The sequence below is a fragment of the Rufibacter hautae genome (assembly GCF_008271695.1).
GTDB lineage: Bacteria > Bacteroidota > Bacteroidia > Cytophagales > Hymenobacteraceae > Nibribacter > Nibribacter hautae.
Genome location: NZ_VKKY01000003.1, coordinates 108086 through 125114 on the forward strand (window position 1 = coordinate 108086; position 17029 = coordinate 125114).

At 53.4% G+C, this 17029-nt stretch carries 11 protein-coding genes; all 11 read left to right on the forward strand.

Translation table 11 applies throughout. The features are described from left to right. Positions 1 to 51 precede the first annotated feature (51 nt). The 11 genes from FOA19_RS16910 to FOA19_RS16960 all read left to right on the forward strand — a co-directional run bounded on the left by FOA19_RS16910 (position 52) and on the right by FOA19_RS16960 (position 16969). Positions 52 to 2088, forward strand: a complete 2037-nt coding sequence (locus FOA19_RS16910; protein ID WP_149092046.1) for an alpha-L-arabinofuranosidase C-terminal domain-containing protein — start codon at positions 52 to 54, stop codon at positions 2086 to 2088. Positions 2089 to 2400: 312 nt separating this feature from the next. After that, the gene (locus FOA19_RS16915) at positions 2401 to 4371 is read left to right on the forward strand and encodes a glycoside hydrolase family 97 protein (RefSeq protein ID WP_223808962.1); all 1971 of its coding nucleotides are present in this window, start codon (positions 2401 to 2403) and stop codon (positions 4369 to 4371) included. Between the two features lie 97 nt (positions 4372 to 4468). After that, positions 4469 to 5530: an arabinan endo-1,5-alpha-L-arabinosidase gene (locus tag FOA19_RS16920; RefSeq protein ID WP_223808963.1), complete on the forward strand. Its 1062-nt coding sequence runs from the start codon at positions 4469 to 4471 to the stop codon at positions 5528 to 5530. 80 nt (positions 5531 to 5610) lie between these two features. Continuing rightward, a complete protein-coding gene (locus tag FOA19_RS16925; protein ID WP_149092047.1) occupies positions 5611 to 6798 on the forward strand; it encodes an aldose epimerase family protein in 1188 nt (395 codons plus the stop codon). Between the two features lie 365 nt (positions 6799 to 7163). Further along, entirely contained in the window at positions 7164 to 7871 is a 708-nt protein-coding gene (locus FOA19_RS16930; RefSeq protein WP_149092048.1) for an NUDIX hydrolase, read from the forward strand. A gap of 359 nt (positions 7872 to 8230) precedes the next feature. Then, complete coding sequence (locus FOA19_RS16935) at positions 8231 to 10018, forward strand: ribulokinase (RefSeq protein WP_149092049.1); 1788 nt, start codon at positions 8231 to 8233, stop codon at positions 10016 to 10018. 6 nt (positions 10019 to 10024) lie between these two features. Next, complete coding sequence (locus FOA19_RS16940; RefSeq protein ID WP_149092050.1) at positions 10025 to 10723, forward strand: L-ribulose-5-phosphate 4-epimerase; 699 nt, start codon at positions 10025 to 10027, stop codon at positions 10721 to 10723. A gap of 71 nt (positions 10724 to 10794) precedes the next feature. After that, positions 10795 to 12294, forward strand: a complete 1500-nt coding sequence (araA, locus tag FOA19_RS16945; protein ID WP_149092051.1) for an L-arabinose isomerase — start codon at positions 10795 to 10797, stop codon at positions 12292 to 12294. A gap of 86 nt (positions 12295 to 12380) precedes the next feature. Beyond that, on the forward strand, positions 12381 to 14078 hold the full coding sequence (locus FOA19_RS16950; protein WP_149092052.1) for a sodium:solute symporter family transporter: 1698 nt from the start codon (positions 12381 to 12383) through the stop codon (positions 14076 to 14078). Positions 14079 to 14345: 267 nt separating this feature from the next. After that, a complete protein-coding gene (locus FOA19_RS16955) occupies positions 14346 to 15065 on the forward strand; it encodes a 3'-5' exonuclease (protein WP_190300448.1) in 720 nt (239 codons plus the stop codon). Continuing rightward, positions 15062 to 16969: a DUF294 nucleotidyltransferase-like domain-containing protein gene (locus tag FOA19_RS16960; RefSeq protein WP_149092054.1), complete on the forward strand. Its 1908-nt coding sequence runs from the start codon at positions 15062 to 15064 to the stop codon at positions 16967 to 16969. The genes FOA19_RS16955 and FOA19_RS16960 overlap by 4 nt, the downstream gene beginning before the upstream one ends. Positions 16970 to 17029 lie beyond the last annotated feature (60 nt).

Consider the following 17029-nt stretch of genomic DNA (forward strand, 5'->3'; position numbering starts at 1 on the left):
CCAATCCGGCTTTGAGATAATTATTCGTAGTACCAGATTTTTTGTAGACCCATGACACACAAACCCTTTTCCTTTGCTGCGTTGGTTGCCGGATGCCTCCTGTCCTGGAACGTATCTGGGCAGACAGCCGCCTCGGGCAACACCTTTACGGTAAAAGCCGATAAAATTTACGGCGAGATTGCCCCCACCATGTACGGGGTCTTCTTTGAAGACATCAACCTGGGCGCCGATGGCGGTATTTACGCCGAATTGGTGAAAAACCGCTCTTTTGAGTTTGACACGCCCATGATGGGCTGGGTAGAGCAAAAGCAGAACAATGACCAAGGCAGCCTGCTGGTGATAAACCAATCTAGCGTGGTAAGCAGCCCCAACCGCCGGTACCTGCGCCTCACCTCCAAAGCAGACGCGGGCTATGGTTTGCTCAACGAGGGCTTCCGGGGCATGGGCATCAAGAAAGGAGAGCAGTACAACTTCTCCGTATTGGCCCGTCAGGGAGCAGGCAGTTCCATGCCGCTGGTAGTGGAACTGGTAACTGCCAAAGGCGAGAAACTGGGTTCAGCTACGTTTACCCCGGCTGGTCAGGAATGGAAAAAGTACGAGGTAAGCCTCACCGCCACTGATACTGATCCCAAAGCGCGCCTGCGGGTGTTAGCCCAAGGCAAAGGCGCCGTAGACCTGGACATGGTATCGCTGTTCCCGAAAAACACCTGGAAGCAGCGTCCCAACGGACTACGTGCCGATATGGTACAGTTGCTCGCCGATATGAAGCCGGGTTTCCTGCGTTTTCCGGGCGGCTGTATTGTGGAGGGGCGTACCCTGGATGAGCGTTTCCAGTGGAAGAAAACCATTGGGGCGGTGGAGAACCGGGCTACTTTGGTGAACCGTTGGAACACCGAGTTCAAGCATCGCCATACACCAGATTATTTCCAGACGTTCGGGTTGGGCTTCTTTGAGTACTTCCAATTGGCCGAGGACATTGGGGCTGCGCCGCTTCCTATCTTAAACTGCGGCATGGCCTGCCAGTTCAACACCGGCGAGGTGGTGCCTTTGGATCAGCTGGACCCCTACATCCAGGATGCCTTGGACCTGGTGGAGTTCGCCAACGGTCCGGTTACTTCTGAGTGGGGAAAAATCAGGGCAGAGATGGGCCACCCGGCACCGTTCAACCTCAAATATTTGGGCGTGGGCAACGAGCAGTGGGGCGAGCAGTACGTGGAGCGCTACAAGATCTTTGAGAAAGCGCTGCGCAGCAAATACCCAGACCTGAAACTGATCACCACCACCGGTCCATTCCCCGATGGCCCTGAGTTCGATTACCTGAACAAAACCATGCGCAGCCTCAATGCCGATATTATTGACGAGCACTACTACCGCGCGCCGGAGTGGTTCCAGGAGAACGCCACTCGTTACGATAACTATGACCGCAAAGGACCTAAGATCTTCGCCGGTGAGTATGCCTCCCAGACGGTAGCCATCGCCAGCCCAGACAACAAGAACAACTGGAAAGGCGCGCTTGCCGAGGCCGCTTTCATGACCGGTCTGGAGCGCAACGCCGATGTAGTGGCCATGGCTTCTTACGCACCGCTGTTCGCCCACGAGGAAGGCTGGCAGTGGACCCCAGACATGATCTGGGTAAACAACCTGCAGTCTTTCGGGACACCTAACTACTACGTGCAGAAACTGTTCTCCACGAACGTAGGAACGCACCTGGTGCCCATCCAGCGCAACAACGCCAACGTGACCGGGCAGGACAACCTGTTCGCCTCGGCCAGCATCAACCAGAAAACAAACGAACTGATCCTGAAAGTAGTGAATACCTCAGGCAAGGCGCAGGACGGCGAGTTTGTGCTGGAAGGCGTGAAAAGCGTGCAAGGCAAAGGCACCCTGCAGAAAATGAGAAGCAGCAACCTGGAGCAGATGAACTCCTTCAAAGAGCCGATGGCCCTTACCCCGGTGCAGCAGTCAATCTCGGTGAAAAACAACCGGGTGAAATTGTCCCTGGAGCCTTACTCGGTGAACATCATCAAGGTGAAGGCTTCCTCTCTGGGGTCGGTGGTGGCCAAGTACGCTGCCAACACTGGAAAATAAGAGAGGATAGTAAGGGTTAGATCGTTTCGGGGCTGTTTTTACAGAATCAGTCCCGAAACGATCTAGCTTTTTCCTCCGGGAATTAGCTCTTCCAGGAAGAAAGCGTTGGTTGGTGCGGTAGTTCTTTTCCTGGTTTGCCTTTCTGAAAAATTGCCTGGTCTGGCCATCCCAAGCTGATTCTCGGTCTCAATCAATGTCATACAACTTCTGCGACCCGCGTTTAAAAGCCGTTTTCCTGAAAACAGCCCATAAGCGCAAGCCGCAGAAATTCGCTAACTAACCAACATGCCTTTACAATCAAAACAAAACAACTTGCGGACTGGAATTTACCGGTCCCTCATCCTTCTGGTAGGAGTCTTGAGTTTGGGCGCCTGTGCTCAGAAAACCAACGTCAGCAGTTCTGCTATGGAAAAGGAGTACACCATAGAAAGCCCTGATCAAAGCATTAAGGTGCGGTTCAGCCTCACGCCGGGGCAAAGCGCCACGTACACGGTTTCCCGCGGCGGTGCCACCGTACTGCAGGATTCCCGCCTGGGCGTAGTCATGGAAGATGCGGACCTTTCCCAAGGTTTGACATTGGCGTCTGTCTCCGGCGTGGAGTCTGTGAAAGACAACTACGAGATCCTGACGGCCAAGCGCAAGGAGAACTCCTATCGCGCGAACAAGCGCACCTTCCACCTGAAGAATGCCGAGGGTCGGCAGCTGGACGTTATTTTCCAGGTGTCTAATGACGGGGTGGCTTTCCGGTACTATTTCCCGGGACAGGCATCCGGCAGGAAAACCGTTACTAGGGAAGTGACTTCGTTTAAATTGCCCGAGGGTACCAAAGGTTGGCTGCAGCCCATGTCTGATGCCAAAACCGGATGGGAGAGCACCAACCCTTCGTATGAAGAATATTACCAGAAAGGCATCCCGGTGGGTACGCCTTCGCCCATCAAAGCGGGCTGGGTTTTCCCGGCTTTGTTCCAGACGGCTGGTGACAACTGGGTTTTGCTCTCGGAAACCGCTTCTTACGGAGAGTACTGCGGTTCGCGTCTGGGCCAGAACTCGCCGGGCGGAGAATACAGCCTCGCGTTTCCGGAGGCCGTGGAGAAAATGGCCGGCGGTGGGGTGAACCCAACCTCCGAATTACCCTTTTATTCGCCTTGGCGCCTGGTGGCCGTGGGTTCTCTCAAGACCATCGCGGAGTCAACGCTGGGTATTGACCTGGCCAAGCCTGCCATGAGCATGAACAAGGATTTCATCAAGCCGGGTAAATCGGCGTGGAGCTGGGCCATTCTCAAAGACGATTCCACGGTGTACGATGTGCAGAAGCGTTTCATTGACTACGCTTCTCGCATGAAATGGAGCTACACCCTCATTGACGCCGACTGGGACAAAAAGATCGGGTACGAGAAAGTGAAGGAACTGGCAGACTACGCCAAAACCAAGAACGTTGGGCTGCTGCTGTGGTACAACTCGGCCGGTCCTTGGAATACCGCGCCGTACACGCCCAGAGACAAAATGCTCACGCACGAGAGCCGCACGCAGGAGTTCAAGCGCCTGCAGGACATGGGCATCAAAGGCGTGAAGATCGACTTTTTCGGGGGCGATGGCCAGAGCGTGATGCAGTACTACAATGACATCCTGAAAGACGCCGCCGAGCACCAACTGCTGGTGAACTTCCATGGCTGTACTTTGCCGCGCGGCTGGCAACGGACCTATCCTAATCTCATGACCATGGAGTCTATCAAGGGGTTTGAGTTCATCACCTTTGAGCAGCAGAACGCCGATGAGGAGCCAGCCCACGCCACGGTGATTCCGTTTACCCGCAATGTCTTTGACCCCATGGATTTCACGCCCGTGAACCTGACCACAATCCCCAGAATCACCCGCAGAACCACCCCGGGTTTTGAATTGGCGTTGTCGGTGCTGTTTACTTCGGGCGTGCAACATTACGTGGAGATTCCTTCGGGCATGGCCAAGATGCCGGCGTACGTGCAGGAGTTTTTGCGCGGGGTGCCCAGCGTGTGGGAAGACGCTAAGTTCGTTCACGGCTACCCGGGCAAAGAAGTGGTGATGGCCCGTAAGGCGAACGGCAAATGGTACGTGGCCGGCATCAACGGCGAGAAAACCGCCAAAACCCTGCAGCTGGACCTTTCCTTCCTGGACGGCAAAAAAGGCTCCCTCATCACCGATGGCACCGATGCCGCCGGAATGCAGCAACAGACCATTGACCCGGTCAAAGGCGGCACGACCACGGTGGAGCTGAAACCCAACGGCGGGTTTGTGATGGTGTTCTAAACCCCATTAAGCCAGGTTCTAGGCGTTGGGCAACCCGGCCTGTTTCTGGTTCATTTTGGCCAAAACGGCTACAAAACGAAAGACAACAAAGATTGATATGATGGTAAGAAGCTTCATCTTAGGTATACTCTTGCTCACGGGCATTGGTTCTGCGCAGGCGCAGCAACCGCAGGGGCAACAGGTAGGGGAGGTGCGCCCTACGGATAACATGACCGTGCATGATCCGGTCATGACCAAGCAGGGCGATACGTACTACCTGTTCAGCACGGGGCATGGCATCTCGGTGTGGTCTTCCACGGATATGCAGAACTGGAAAAAGGAAGCCCCCATTTTCGCTACGGCGCCGGAGTGGGCCACCAAGGCGGTGGCTGGTTTCAAAGACAACCACATCTGGGCCCCGGACATCAGCTTTTACAACGGCAAGTATTACCTGTACTACTCTATCTCAGCCTTCGGCAAAAACACCTCGGCCATTGGCTTGGCCACCAACACCACCTTAGACCCGCAGGACAAGAACTTCAAGTGGGTGGACCACGGCAAAATCATTGAGTCAATCCCGGGCCAAACCAACTGGAACGCCATCGACCCCAACATCGTGACCGATAAAAAAGGAACCCCGTGGATGACCTTCGGGTCTTTTTGGGGCGGTCTCAAGCTGGTGAAAATGAACAAAGACCGCCTGAGCGTGGCCGAGGACGTTTCCAAAATACCGACCATTGCCAGTCGCAGAAAAGGGTTGACGCTACAGACGAATCCGGCTCCTTTGCCGGGCAACCCCGCCGAGGCCGGCGGAAATGCCATTGAAGCGCCTTTTGTTTTCAAGAAAAACGGCTATTATTACCTGTTCGCTTCCATTGACTATTGCTGTAAAGGGGCCAAGAGTGACTACAAGATGATTGTGGGCCGGTCCAAGAATGTGCAGGGACCATATCTGGATAAAAACGGCGTAGCCATGGATGCCGGTGGAGGTACTGTCTTGCTGGAAGGAAACGAGAAGTGGAATGGGGTAGGGCACAACTCAGTCTATACCTTTGACAAAACGGATTACATTATCTTCCATGGGTACGACGCCGCCCAAAACGGCCGGCCTAAGCTCAGGGTGGAGAAACTTACCTGGGACAAAGACCAGTGGCCGGTGGTAGCGGTGGCGCAGTTGTAAAACCAAAAGGCGGCAGCAGCAGAAATTGTCTGAAAAGTCTTACATTCAAAAAATAATCTGTATAACCCTATAACTCGTCTATGAAATACGTACTAAGACCTGTTTCCACGTTACTGGTAGGTTCTATGCTCCTGGTGAGCGCCTGTAATCAGAACGCCGGCAAGCAGGAAACAACTGAGACAGAAACCCAAACCACAACCACGGCCAACGAAGTGAAACTACCCGCCCGCGCTAATTTCCAGAAAAACATAGACGGCAAACAGACCGATCTGTTCGTGCTCAAAAACAAGAACAATGTTCAGGCCGCCATCACCAATTACGGTGGCCGTGTGGTGAGTCTGTTGGTGCCGGACAAAACCGGGAAACTGACCGATATTTCCATCGGGTTTGACAATGTGGAAGACTACACCGAGGGCGCTGATACGTTCTTCGGAGCCACCATCGGCCGGTACGGAAACCGCATCGCCAAAGGGAAGTTCAAGTTGGAAGGCAAGGAATATACCCTGGCTACGAACAACGGCGCCAACCACCTGCACGGTGGAAACAAAGGCTTCTCGCGCGTGGTGTGGGATGCCAAACAGGTAGACGACAAAACCCTGGAGCTGACCTACGTGGCCAAAGACATGGAAGAAGGCTACCCCGGTACCCTGACCACCAAGGTGACCTATACCCTCACCGATGAGAATGAATTGACGGTGAATTACCAGGCCACCACGGATAAAACCACCATCGTGAACCTCACCAACCACACCTTCTTCAACCTGAACGGGGAAGGCAGCGGTGACATCCTGGGGCACACCTTGCAAATCAACGCGGATCGTTACAACCCGGTAGATTCCACCCTGATCCCGACGGGCATTGAGCCGGTGAAAGGTACTCCGTTCGATTTTCAGCAGGCAACCGCCATCGGAGCCAGAATCAAAGACCAGAACCAACAGTTACAGTACGGCAACGGTTATGACCACAACTACGTGCTGACTGGCGGGAACGCTGGCAAGGAAATGAAACTGGCGGCCACGGTCACCGGAGATAAGAGCGGCATCACCATGGAAATCCGGACCCAGGAGCCCGGCATCCAGTTTTACAGCGGCAACTTCATGGAAGGAGCCCACGGACTTAAAGTAGGCAAAGATGAGTTCAGAACGGCTTTCTGTTTAGAGACGCAGCACTTCCCTGACTCTCCTAACCAATCGGCTTTCCCGTCTACGGTGTTAAAGCCCGGCCAGACCTACAACACCACCACCGTGCATAAATTCTCAGCGAAGTAGGCATATGCTGCTTCGGATTATAGTATCCTCGGAAACGTTTGACAAGATCGGTTTCCGGGGATTCTTTTTTCCCGCGAGAGGCGTTTAAGGGCTGTTTTGGCTAAATCAGGTTCTAAACATGGAGAAGGCATTGCTTTGCCTTCAAATATTTTCCTGACGCCCTGCGGGCCAATTGCTCTAAAATCAATTTGTATTCCTTTATTTGCTTTGTCTTTAGACAAGTCTAAAATTTTTCTCAGGACCTGTTTAATCCATTTGCTTAAAGGTGGGTCAAAGCAAAAGACAAGAAAGCGCTTGTGCACTCAAACTAATTTTGGTTCTGTCAGGCCATCGTTGGCAGCAGGGCTATTAAATATATCAGCGGAATGATGAAGTATTCGGGCCAGACAAGGATTCTTGTTGCGGTGGATTGTATCATATTTGGTTTTGACGGAGAGAACTTCAAGCTGCTGTTGATTCAGCGGGGTTTTGCGCCCCAGAAGCAGAAGTGGAGCCTCATGGGTGGTTTCGTGCAGCCTCAGGAGAGCCTGGAAGCGGGCGCCCAGCGGGTTCTGAAACAGCTCACCGGCTTGGAGGGCGTGTACCTGGAGCAGATTCCGGCGTTTAGTGAACCTACCCGTGACCCAGTGGAACGCACCATCGCGGTGCCGTACTTCGCTCTCATCGATATCCAGAAATACGAGGCCCAACTGAGCTCTGAGTACCACGCTGAGTGGTTTCTGCTGAGCGAGATGCCCAGCCTGATCTTTGACCACGAGGAGATGGTGGAGATGGCCAAGATGCGCCTGCGCTACAAGGCCGCGCTGCACCCCATCTTGTTTGAGCTGCTGCCTGAGAAATTCACCCTGCCCAAACTCCAGACCCTCTACGAGAAACTCTACGACACCACCTTTGACAAGCGGAACTTCAGCCGCAAGGTTCTTTCTACGGGCCTATTAGTGCGCCAGGAGGAGAAAGATAAAGAGAGTTCCCGCAAAGGTGCCTTCTACTTCAAGCTGGACAAAGAGAAGTACTATGACAACTTTGAGGCTTTCCTCAAGTTCATCCCTAAGCCCGAGAAGTTCCTAGTGTAAACCCCAGCGTGCATTGAGTAGTTGGTCCTAAGTGATTCGGCTACTGCGCTTTTGAGGAGCAATAAAATGAGCTTCCGTTTCAAGGCTGTTTTAACAAAACTAGCCTTGAAACGGAAGCTCATTTTTCTTTCAAGTATGCTGTAGGTTTGGCTGAGCAGACGCTGCTCCAGTGGTGCGAGGAAGGAAGATGATGCTCGAAAATTAAATTAAGTGTCAAAACAACAATTTAAAGAAACTTATTGCTATACTTGTAATAGAATACGCTAAGACGAAGCTTTAATTTTTAAATCCGTAAAAGTTGAAGGCCAAATTTTGGTGATAGTGGGAATAAACGTTAATTTGACAACAATAAGTCGACTATGGCACAAGATGTATATGTGATTGGCGTAGACTATGGCTCTGACTCTGTGCGGTCTGTCCTGGTAAATGCCTTAAACGGTGAGGAAGTAGCTTCTTCTGTTTTCAACTATCCCCGCTGGAACAAAGGCGCTTTCTGCGTGCCAGCGGAAAACCAGTTCCGCCAGCACCCTCTGGATTACGTGGAGGGTTTGGAGAAAACCATCAAAGACTGTCTGGAGAAAGCGGGCGGCGCGGCCATTGCGGGCGCGGTGAAAGGTATCTCCGTAGACACGACCGGTTCTACGCCGGTGGCGGTGAACCAGCAGGGCACACCTTTGGCCTTGTTGCCTGAGTTCGCGGAAAACCCTAATGCCATGTTCGTGCTCTGGAAAGACCACACCGGCGTGCAGGAAGCCGCCGAGATCAACGAGCATGCCACCAAATTCGAGACAAATTACCTGCAGTTTGTGGGCGGGATCTACTCTTCTGAGTGGTTCTGGGCCAAGTTGCTTCACGTGCTGCGCGAAGACGCCCAAGTGCGCGAAGCCACCTACTCCTGGGTAGAGCACTGCGACTGGATTCCGTTCCTGCTCACCGGCGGTAACAACGTAGACCAAATGAAACGCAGCGTCTGCTCGGCAGGCCATAAATCGCTGTGGGCCGCTGAGTTCGGCGGACTGCCTCCCAATGACTTCTTTGCTTCCCTGGACCCAGTGCTGGACGGCTTCACTTCCCGCCTGTTCCAAGATACCTACACCTCAGACCAAGCCGCTGGCCAGTTAAGTGCCGAGTGGGCGGAGCGTCTGGGCTTGTCAACCGATGTAGTGGTGGGCGTAGGTGCTTTTGACTGCCACATGGGCGCCGTGGGTGGTCAGATTGAGCCGTATCATTTGAGCAAAGTTATGGGTACCTCTACCTGCGATATGCTGGTGGCCCCTATTGATGAAATTGGTGACACGCTGGTAAACGGAATCTGCGGCCAGGTGCCTGGTTCCATCATCCCGGGCATGATGGGCCTAGAGGCTGGTCAATCCGCCTTCGGCGATACGTATGCCTGGTTCAAGAGAATCTTGCTGTGGCCGTTGCAGAACCTGCTGGCCAACTCACAAGTCATTGATGCCGCTACCGCCGAGGCGCTGGTAGAGGAGGTGTCCAACAGAATCATCCCGGAACTGAGCATTGCCGCAGACCAAATTCTATTATCAGAAAATAACGAGTTCGCCATTGACTGGTTCAACGGTCGCCGCACGCCAGATGCGAACCAGGTATTGAAAGGCGCCATCTCCGGATTAGGCTTGGGCAGCGATGCCCCGCGCGTGTTCCGGGCCTTGGTAGAAGCCACCTGCTTCGGGGCGAAGAAAATTGTGGACCGTTTCAATGAGCAGGGCGTGCCGGTGAAAGGCCTGATTGGTTTGGGCGGCGTAGCTAGAAAATCACCGTTCATCATGCAGATGATGGCCGATGTCATGAATATGCCCATCAGGATTCATAAATCAGAGCAGACCTGCGCCATTGGAGCCGCTATGTTCGCGGCCACTGCGGCTGGTCTTTACAATAGGGTAGAAGATGCCATGGAAGCCATGGGTCAAGGGTTTGACCTGGAGTATTTCCCTAACCAGGAGCGGGTAGGTCTGTACGCCAAGCGCTACCAGAAATACACCGAGCTGGGCGGTTTCCTGGAAATCCACAGCGCCCCGGCTAAACTTACGGTTTTGTCTGACTTACCTGAAACCGGTAGCCCAGCCCAGGAAGGCCAAACCAGACCCATCACTTCAGCGCAGACGGAGCTGCAAGGCCTTACCAGATAAGCATCCATGAGTTCTTTTCAACACATCAAAGAAGAGGCCTACCAGGCCAATATGCAATTGCCCAAATTAGGGCTGGTATTATTCACCTTCGGGAACGTGAGCGCCGTGGATCGGTCACAAGGCGTTTTCGCCATCAAACCCAGCGGCGTGCCTTACGAGGACCTCTCGCCGGAGAAGATGGTGATCGTGGACTTTGACGGCAACACCGTGGAGGGTTCTCTGCGGCCATCGTCAGATACCAAAACCCATGCGGTGCTGTACAAGCATTGGGAGAACATCGGGGGCATTGTGCACACGCACTCTACCTACGCCACTGCCTGGGCCCAGGCCCAGCGCGATATTCCCATCTACGGTACCACCCACGCCGACCACCTCACCACCGATGTACCCTGCGCCCCGCCCATGGACGATGCCATGATCCAGGGGAACTACGAGTACGAGACCGGTTTCCAGATCATGAATTACCTGCAGGAGAAAGGCATGAGCTACCAGGAAGTGGAAATGGTGCTGGTAGGCAACCACGCGCCGTTCACTTGGGGCAAAGACGCCAAGAAAGCGGTGTACAACAGCGCCGTGGTGGAAGAGATTGCGCGCATGGCGTTCCTTACGGAGCAGATCAGGCCGCAGGTTCCGCGTCTCCAGGATTCGCTTATCAAGAAACACTTTGAAAGAAAGCACGGACCGGATTCTTATTACGGCCAATAGCAGATAACTAGTAGCAAACCGCAAAGGACTTGGCTGGGGCACCAGCCGGTTCGTCTATAACCCTCACACCCATGATTGATTTAAAACAATTTGAAGTTTGGTTCCTCACTGGTAGCCAGCACCTATACGGCGAAGAGACCCTGAACCAAGTGGCCGCCCACTCCCAGGAAATTGTAAAAGGCTTAGACGGTGCCGACCAGATTCCGGTGCGCATTGTGTTCAAGCCTACCGTGAAAACCACCGAAGAGATCTTCAAGGTTTGCCAGGAAGCCAACGTTGCCGAGAACTGTATTGGCGTGATTACCTGGATGCACACGTTCTCGCCCGCTAAAATGTGGATCAGAGGACTGAAGGTATTGCAGAAACCGTTGCTGCACCTGCACACCCAGTTCAACCGCGACATTCCGTGGAACTCCATTGACATGGATTTCATGAACCTGAACCAGAGTGCCCACGGTGACCGTGAGTTCGGGTTTATGGTGTCTCGCATGCGCATTGAGCGCAAGGTGGTGGTAGGCCACTGGCAAGACCCAGAGGTAATCCAGGAGATCAACAACTGGTGCCGCGTGGCCGCCGGTTGGTATGATTGGCAAGGCGCCAAGTTCGTGCGCTTCGGGGACAACATGCGCTACGTAGCCGTAACCGAAGGTGACAAAGTAGAGGCCGAGCTGAAATTCGGTTTCGCGGTGAATACCCACGGCATCGGGGACCTGGTAGCGGTGATCAACGAAGTATCTGAGCAGGCTATTGACGAACTAGTACAGGAGTACGAAACCAAGTACAACGTAGCCGAAGGCCTGCGCGAAGGCGGGGCGCAACGTGCTTCCCTCAGAGAGGCCGCTAAAATTGAGATCGGTTTACGCACGTTTTTAGAAAAAGGAGGCTATAAAGGCTTCTCAGATACATTTGAAGACCTGCACGGCATGGTGCAGCTGCCTGGTATTGCGGTGCAGCGCCTCATGGCAGACGGGTACGGCTTCGCTGGCGAAGGTGACTGGAAAACCGCCGCTTTGGTGCGCGCTATGAAAGTGATGGGCAGCGGTCTGCCGGGCGCCAATGCCTTCATGGAAGACTACACCTACCACTTTGACCCGAACAACGCGTTGGTGTTGGGTTCGCACATGCTGGAGGTAGACGAGGCCCTGGCCATTGACAAACCTTCTTGCGAGATCCATCCGTTGGGCATTGGCGGCAAAGCCGATCCGGTACGTTTGGTATTCAACGCTGGGTCTGGTCCGGCCCTGAACGCCTCGGTGGTGGACATGGGCAATCGCTTCAGACTTATCGTGAACGAAGTGGAAGCCGTGGAGCCGCAGAACGAACTGCCTAACCTGCCTGTAGCCCGCGTGCTATGGAAACCGCTTCCAGACATGAAAACAGGCTGTGCCGCCTGGATTCTAGCCGGTGGCGCCCACCATACCTGCTACAGCCAGAACATTAGCGCAGAGCAACTGCAGGACTTTGCCGAGATGGCCGGCATTGAGTGCGTGGTGATTGGCCGTGACACCAAACTGAGACAGCTGAAAAACGAACTTCGCTGGAGTGAGATGTATTATCAGAAGAATTGCTAAATTTAAGGGCCTCTATGCTATCGTTGGCATAGAGGCTTTTTCTTTACCAAACCACCAAACTTTTCACTTCAGGTTAACCCCTTTCCATGAACAAATTTACCACCATTGACTATACCATCTTTATAGTCTACTTCATCATTGTATCTGGATACGGATACTGGATTTACCGCAAAAAGAAAACCGTAGAGTCAGACAGTAAAGATTACTTCCTCGCCGAAGGGTCCCTTACCTGGTGGGCTATCGGGGCCTCGCTTATCGCCTCCAACATCTCCGCCGAGCAGTTCATAGGCATGAGCGGGAACGGCTTTGTGGTAGGGGTGGCCGTAGCCGCGTATGAGTGGATTGCCGCCGTTGCCTTGATCATTGTGGCCGTTTGGTTTATTCCGGTATACCTGAAGAACAAGATTTTCACCATGCCACAGTTCCTGCAGAACAGGTACAACGAGACCACCGCCTTAATCATGGCTATTTTCTGGCTGTTCCTGTACGTGTTCGTGAACCTGACGTCTATCTTATTTCTGGGAGCCTTGGCCATCAGTAACCTGGCCGGGGGCGAGAACTTCCACCTGATTATGGTGCTGCTGGCGATCTTCGCGGTTATCATTACCCTGGGCGGGATGAAGGTAATCGGGTTTACCGATGTGATTCAGGTAACGGTGTTGATTCTGGGTGGTTTGGCTACGACGTATACTGCTTTAACCTTGGTGAGTAACCACTTTGGTCTGGGCAATGACATGATTGCCGGTTTCAACAAACTGCTGCAAGATTCACCAGACCACTTCCACTTGATCTTTGACAAGCCGGGTCCGGGCGCAACCCAGCAGGAAATAAACAAATACCTCATGGTGCCAGGCATTGCCATGTATTTTGGCGGTATGTGGATTGTGAACCTGAACTACTGGGGCTGTAACCAGTACATTACCCAGCGTGCCTTGGGTGCCGATTTGCACACAGCCCGTACGGGTATCTTGTTTGCGGGTATCCTTAAGTTGATGATGCCTATCATTGTAATGCTGCCGGGTATTGCCGCCTACGTGCTGTACAAGAACGGTGCGTTACAGGAAGAAATGGCTCCGGGCGGACACTTCAACGCGGATAACGCGTACTCCGCAATTCTGGGCTTCTTGCCTACCGGGATGAAAGGTTTGTCTTTGGCGGCTTTGACCGCGGCTATTGTGGCTTCTTTGGCCGGTAAAGCCAACAGTATCTCCACCATCTTCACCCTGGACATCTATCAGAAATACATCAACAAAGGTGCCGATGAGAAGAAGCTTATCTGGGTGGGTAAAATCACCATTGTGGCGGCCATGTTGTTCTCTATCTTCCTTACCTGGGATGACTTATTAGGCATTGGCGGCGAAGGTGGATTTACCTTCATCCAGAAATACACCGGTTTCATTAGCCCGGGTGTGTTTGCCATGTTCTTCCTGGGCATGTTCTGGAAGCGCACCACTGGTACCGCTGCTATTGCAGGTCTTTTCACCGGTTTCATCTTGTCTGTAGTGTTCAACAACTACGCGCCAACCTGGTTTGGGAACGAGACTTTCCTGTACACCGCGTACCCTAACGGCAAAGGCGGCTTTGAGATTCCGTTCCTGATCTGTATGGGATTGGCCTTCATGTTCACCATGATTGTGATGATCCTGTTGAGCTTGGCCGGACCAAAAGTGAACCCCAAAGCGTTTGAGCTGGACACCACCATGTTCAAAGTGTCAAACTCCACTTTGGCCCTGATTGTATTGACGATGTTACTGGTAACAGCCCTGTACGTGCGGTTCTGGTAGTACAAAATAAAACCTCATGAAACATAAAAGCGGGCCTAAAACGTCCGCTTTTATGTTTTTACCGCGCATTGCAGTACCTTTTCAAGGCTGAAGCAGAAGCGTTAAGGCAGGGGTTTTCTGTCCTCTTTTGCTTTGCTCTTGATTCAGAATGCTGTCTGCCTGGAGTTCTGGTAGTTACCCGTTTCTCGTTTCAAGGCCGATTCTCTGAAAACAGCCCTTAAACGCCAGGCGTAACAGACCCGCCTTTACCAAAGTATACGTAACCCAGTGAAAGACCACCTGCTGTTCATAGACATAGAAGCCTCGGGGTTGCCCCTGCAATGGGACGTGCCGTATTCTGAGGATGCCAATTGGCCGCATACCGTGCAGGTGGCTTGGTTTGTCTATACCAAAGCGGGGCAGGAGGTCAAAGCCGCGAACCACTACATCCGCCCCGAGGGGTTTGAGGTGAGTCCCTCTTCCATAGAAGTCCACCGGCTCACCCCCGAGTTTCTGCACGCCAACGGCGAAGGCCGCCGCGAGGTGCTGCTGCACTTGCAGGAAGATCTCCAGCGCTACGAGCCCATGGTCATCGGGCATTTCATGCAGTTCGATTTCCATGTGCTCAGTGCGGATTTCTACCGCGAGGGGCTGCCCAGTCCGTTTGACAACCTGCCGGTTTTCTGCACCATGATCGCTTCCTCAGGGCTCACGCACCTGCCGCGGAAGAAATACCTGCGCCTGGGCGAACTCTACAGCCACCTGTTCCACCAATCTTTGGAGAACCAGCACAATGCCGTGGTAGATGCCCGGGCCGCGGCCCAGAGCTACTTTGAATTGCGCAAGCGCCGGATAATCACAGACGGCTCCATATCCCGGCAGCAGGAAACCAGGTATAACACGCAAAAGCGACCGCAACAAAAGTCTACGCGCCTGCCTTTGCCTGCCTGGCTTTTGCTGGCGCTGGGCGCTTTATTTTTAATCTTCTTACTTATCTTTTGGCTATGAACGACCGTCTGCAATTCTTGAAAAGCGTAAAGCCGTTCCATCTGTTAGGAGATGATGTGCTGTTAGAGGTGATTGACCTGCTGGAGAAAGTTTCTTATTCCAAAGACACGCTCATCTACCACCAGGAAGCCACCAAACTTCGGGGCGTGGACCTCATCGCCGCTGGCGAATATGAGTCGTTTTTCTATGATTCGGCCCAAAACAAACGGGTGCTGGAACGCCATCAGCCCGGCTATTGCTACGGCGGTATTTCCATGCTGCTCAACCGCAAGAAATCACTGCGCACGGTCATCGCCAAGAAAGGGACGGTGGTGTACTTTCTGCACCGCAGGCACTTTAGAGCGCTGGCCAAAGCCAACGAGGGGCTTCTGCACTACTTCTCGCAGGAGTTTGGCATGCGGATGCTCAACGAGGAGTTCGCCCATTTTGTGAAGCGGCCCACCTCGTTTGAGGAAAACTACATCGCCACCGACCAGCTTTATTCGCGCCGCATTGAGAGCGTGGAGTACCGGGATATTGTCACCTGCAGCAGCAGTACGCCCATCTACACGGCGGCCCGCATCATGGCCGAGCATAAGACCAGCTGTCTTTTCGTGAAGAACGAAGTGGGGCAGATTGCCGGCTACATCACCGATATTACCCTGCGTGACAACGTGGTAGCGGCCCAGGAAGACGTGCGCGGGCAGGCGAAGGAAATCATGGATAACCCCATTGTCTCCATCCGGAAGGACGCGTACGTGTATGAGGCCATCCTGCTCATGTTCCGGACCAAGACGCGTTACCTGCTCATCGAGGACGACGGCGAGTATATTGGCATGATCAGCCGGAGCAAGCTGCTCAGCGACCAGGCCCAGTCGCCGTTCGTGTTCATCCAATCGGTGAAACTGGCCCGCTCCGGGAATGAGTTGCGGGACAAATGGCAGCGGGTACCCGAGATTGTGATGCAGTTGCTCTTGCGCGGCGCCAAGTCTGAGATCATCAACCAGGTGATTACCACTGTGGCCGACACCATTGCCCAGAAAGTGATAGAGGAGGTAATTGCCATCTGCGGTCCGGCGCCGGCCAAGTTCGTGTTCATGGTATTGGGCAGCGAGGGCCGCAAAGAACAGACCCTGAAGACCGACCAGGACAACGCCATTGTCTACGAAGACAAAGCCAACGAGCAGCGCGAACTGGTGCGCGCGTATTTCCTCAAGTTCGCCGACATGGTTTCGGAGAAACTGGACTACATTGGGTTCAGTTACTGCACCGGCGGCTACATGGCCAAGAACCCCAAATGGACGCACTCGCTCTCGCACTGGAAACGCAATTACCACGAGTGGATGCAGGAGATTGTGCCCGAGACCGCCATTCAGTTCTCCACCTTCTTTGACTGCCGCTACATCTACGGCGATGGTGCCATCATGAAAGAGCTGGTTTCTTTCCTGGACGAGGAGCTACAGAAACCCATGCCTCGGTTGTTTTACCACATGGCCAACAATGCCCTGCAGTACGAGCCGCCGCTCACATTTTTCAAGAACATCAGAACGTTCACCGTGGGGTCGCAGCAGGTGTTTGACATCAAGAAAGCCATGACACCCATTGTAGACCTAGTGCGAGTGTACGCCCTCAAGAACCGCATCTTCAAAACCAATACCGGCGAGCGGATAGAGGCCTTGCGTGAGGCCGGGGTGTTCTCCGAAACCCAGACCCAGGAGTTGTTGCAGTCTTACTATTACCTCATGGGCCTCAGGCTACGCAAACAGGCCAGCCAGATCATGCATGACAAAAGCGAGCCAGACAATTACCTGGATATCCAAAGCCTCACCAAAATAGAGCAGGTCACCCTCAAGGAAATTTTCAAAACCATCAGCGACTTCCAACTAGGCATCAAAGTGCAGTTCACCAATAACCTGTTCGGGTAAAAAGACATCCCCTGTTTTGGACCTGATTTTATAAAAGCAGGCTTGAAATAGGGGATGGTT

Excerpts from the sequence above, each read along its gene's own strand:
- araA (WP_149092051.1), top strand. The coding sequence starts at position 10,795 with ATGATTGATTTAAAACAATTTGAAGTTTGGTTCCTCACTGGTAGCCAG.
- FOA19_RS16925 (WP_149092047.1), top strand. The coding sequence starts at position 5,611 with ATGAAATACGTACTAAGACCTGTTTCCACGTTACTGGTAGGTTCTATG.
- FOA19_RS16940 (WP_149092050.1), top strand. The coding sequence starts at position 10,025 with ATGAGTTCTTTTCAACACATCAAAGAAGAGGCCTACCAGGCCAATATG.
- FOA19_RS16950 (WP_149092052.1), top strand. The coding sequence starts at position 12,381 with ATGAACAAATTTACCACCATTGACTATACCATCTTTATAGTCTACTTC.
- FOA19_RS16960 (WP_149092054.1), top strand. The coding sequence starts at position 15,062 with ATGAACGACCGTCTGCAATTCTTGAAAAGCGTAAAGCCGTTCCATCTG.
- FOA19_RS16920 (WP_223808963.1), top strand. The coding sequence starts at position 4,469 with ATGATGGTAAGAAGCTTCATCTTAGGTATACTCTTGCTCACGGGCATT.
- FOA19_RS16910 (WP_149092046.1), top strand. The coding sequence starts at position 52 with ATGACACACAAACCCTTTTCCTTTGCTGCGTTGGTTGCCGGATGCCTC.
- FOA19_RS16930 (WP_149092048.1), top strand. The coding sequence starts at position 7,164 with ATGATGAAGTATTCGGGCCAGACAAGGATTCTTGTTGCGGTGGATTGT.
- FOA19_RS16935 (WP_149092049.1), top strand. The coding sequence starts at position 8,231 with ATGGCACAAGATGTATATGTGATTGGCGTAGACTATGGCTCTGACTCT.